Raw genomic sequence first — 2,089 nt, forward strand, 5'->3', positions numbered from 1 at the left:
ACCAGCCGCCCGCCGGGAGTCCGGTGGGTGGCTCGGTGGTATGGCGAAAAGTGAGGTAAGAGACGTATGAAAATGCTTGACCTCTTCTCCGGCATCGGCGGCATCTCTCTTGCTGCGGATTGGGCCGGGATTGAAACGGTAGCCTTTTGTGAAATCGAACCGTTTTGTCAGAAGGTGTTGCGAAAACATTGGCCTGACGTTCCGATTTTTGATGACGTAACAAAACTATCAAAGCAAACTCTTACGGAAGCTGGGGTGATAGACGATGAGCGAGCAATTGACATTATTTGCGGAGGATATCCTTGTCAGCCTTTCAGTAATGCCGGGAAGCGAGCAGGCACTAAAGATGACCGTCACCTCTGGCCGGAAATGTTTAGACTCATACAAGAGCTCAGGCCCACTTGGGTTGTTGGAGAAAATGTTGCTGGTCATGTATCCATGGGGCTCGGGGATGTGCTTTCTGACCTGGAAAGTGAAGGATATCAAACAAGGGCATTTCTTATTCCAGCTTGTGCCGTCGGAGCCATACATCGAAGGGACAGAGTATTTGTGGTTGCCCACTCCAACAACAAGCATGTACAAGGGAGCGCCAAAATCTCGATACAACGGAAGCAAGGAATACAGAGGATCATTCACACAAGAGAAGATAAGGAATGGTCAAGACGATCCTCTTTATTTGAACCCAAGTTATGCAGAAATCTTAATGGGATTCCCGATGGGGTGGACAGAACTAAAGCACTCGGAAATGCAGTAGTGCCGCAGCAGATATATCCGATTTTCAAAGCTATAGCAGAAATTGAAAGGGGGAATATTGCATGGTAACGAACGGCACATACGAAGTGACGAAGCTGCTGGCAGAGTGGCGTGAGGGGAAATAAAAAGGCCGGTTTAATACCGGCCAGTGAAAGAGGTGTGCCTTTGAAGGGCTGCCCTCAATATACCATATTTAGGTAAATGGGTAAATAAGGAAAATGATAGGAGGGAACGGAATGCGTGAGTTGAAGTTTCGGGCTTGGGATGAAGAAAAGAAAAGGATGCTTTATTCTACCGAGTCATATGATTACGGGAACACAGAGTTTCGATTCATAGATGGCGAATTATGTGTCGTCAGATATAGATGTGGATGGAATAACTTTCCCATCGCTGAAAAAGCCAAGGGCATAAAAGGTATGATGCAATACACTGGCTTGAAAGACAAGAACGGTAAAGAGATTTACGAGGGGGATATTTTATCCTGGCGAGAACACGTCCGGATGTATGGTACAGATTTAAACAAATGGGTAACGGAAAAAGTTCCTGTTCGTTTCGATGATACGGGAGCAATGTTTTTATGCGGAGATGACTTCCTTTTCAAGTATAACGAAAAAGCAGAAGTCATCGGCAATATCTACGAGAATCCGGAACTGCTGGAAGTGGAGAAGGTATGAAATGGAAAAAGCGGAAGAGTTGCAGGAAATATGAACCTAGGGAGGATGAGGGGAAGTGGGGCTACATGATAGTACAAAGAATAAAGCTAAAGTCGGGTTCCTTGTAAATCAAATGCTAGATTCTCTTTCAAGTGATGATAATACTGAAGTTTTGATTTATCGCGATGAAGAAGGAGAATGGCAAATCAAAATGGATCGTCCATTCTTCAGTCTGGGTTACATGCTAAAAGATGAAAATGAACGATTGCGGGAAGAAAATGCGAGATTGAAACAACAACTTCGAAGGATAGCATCATATCCATATTTTCGTGGAGAAGCTCCAATATTACGAAAGATAGCAAGGGAGGCGTTAAAATGACTGAACAAGAACTAAAAGATATTGAGGCACGGTTGGCGGCTGCTACACCGGGGCCATGGGGATGCAATGATGACAATGAATTTACAATCGGTCATTTGTATGCACCTTTTGGAGAAATGGAAGTTTGCAAGGTAACATCCGGTAATTTGGCAGATGCAACTTTCATTAAGTGCGTCCCGACAGACATGCGTCGGCTACTGGACGAGGTCAAACGGTTGCGGAAGGACAATGAAGAGCTTCAAAAGCTGGTTGATAAGTTTAGCGAAGCGAATCGTCGATTGAGAATAGCGGTCGCTAATCAGAA

4 protein-coding genes are annotated in these 2,089 nt (G+C 44.9%); all 4 read left to right on the plus strand.

Annotation, left to right across the window (positions count from 1 at the left end):
- Positions 1 to 66: 66 nt before the first annotated feature.
- Complete coding sequence (locus BLR88_RS18660; protein WP_091261607.1) at positions 67 to 822, plus strand: DNA cytosine methyltransferase; 756 nt, start codon at positions 67 to 69, stop codon at positions 820 to 822.
- 167 nt (positions 823 to 989) lie between these two features.
- Positions 990 to 1,427 (plus strand): YopX family protein, encoded by a 438-nt coding sequence (locus tag BLR88_RS18665; protein WP_091261609.1) that lies wholly within the window; start codon positions 990 to 992, stop codon positions 1,425 to 1,427.
- A 55-nt stretch (positions 1,428 to 1,482) separates the two neighbouring features.
- Positions 1,483 to 1,785 (plus strand): hypothetical protein, encoded by a 303-nt coding sequence (locus BLR88_RS18670; RefSeq protein WP_091261611.1) that lies wholly within the window; start codon positions 1,483 to 1,485, stop codon positions 1,783 to 1,785.
- A partial coding sequence (locus BLR88_RS18675; RefSeq protein ID WP_217639412.1) for a hypothetical protein occupies positions 1,782 to 2,089 on the plus strand: 308 nt, incomplete at its 3' end. The genes BLR88_RS18670 and BLR88_RS18675, both read left to right, overlap by 4 nt.

The organism is Aneurinibacillus thermoaerophilus (genome assembly GCF_900099925.1).
GTDB classification, from domain to species: Bacteria; Bacillota; Bacilli; order Aneurinibacillales; family Aneurinibacillaceae; genus Aneurinibacillus; species Aneurinibacillus thermoaerophilus.

Coding starts and splice junctions, on each gene's coding strand:
- BLR88_RS18665 (WP_091261609.1), top strand. CDS start 990: ATGCGTGAGTTGAAGTTTCGGGCTTGGGATGAAGAAAAGAAAAGGATG.
- BLR88_RS18660 (WP_091261607.1), top strand. CDS start 67: ATGAAAATGCTTGACCTCTTCTCCGGCATCGGCGGCATCTCTCTTGCT.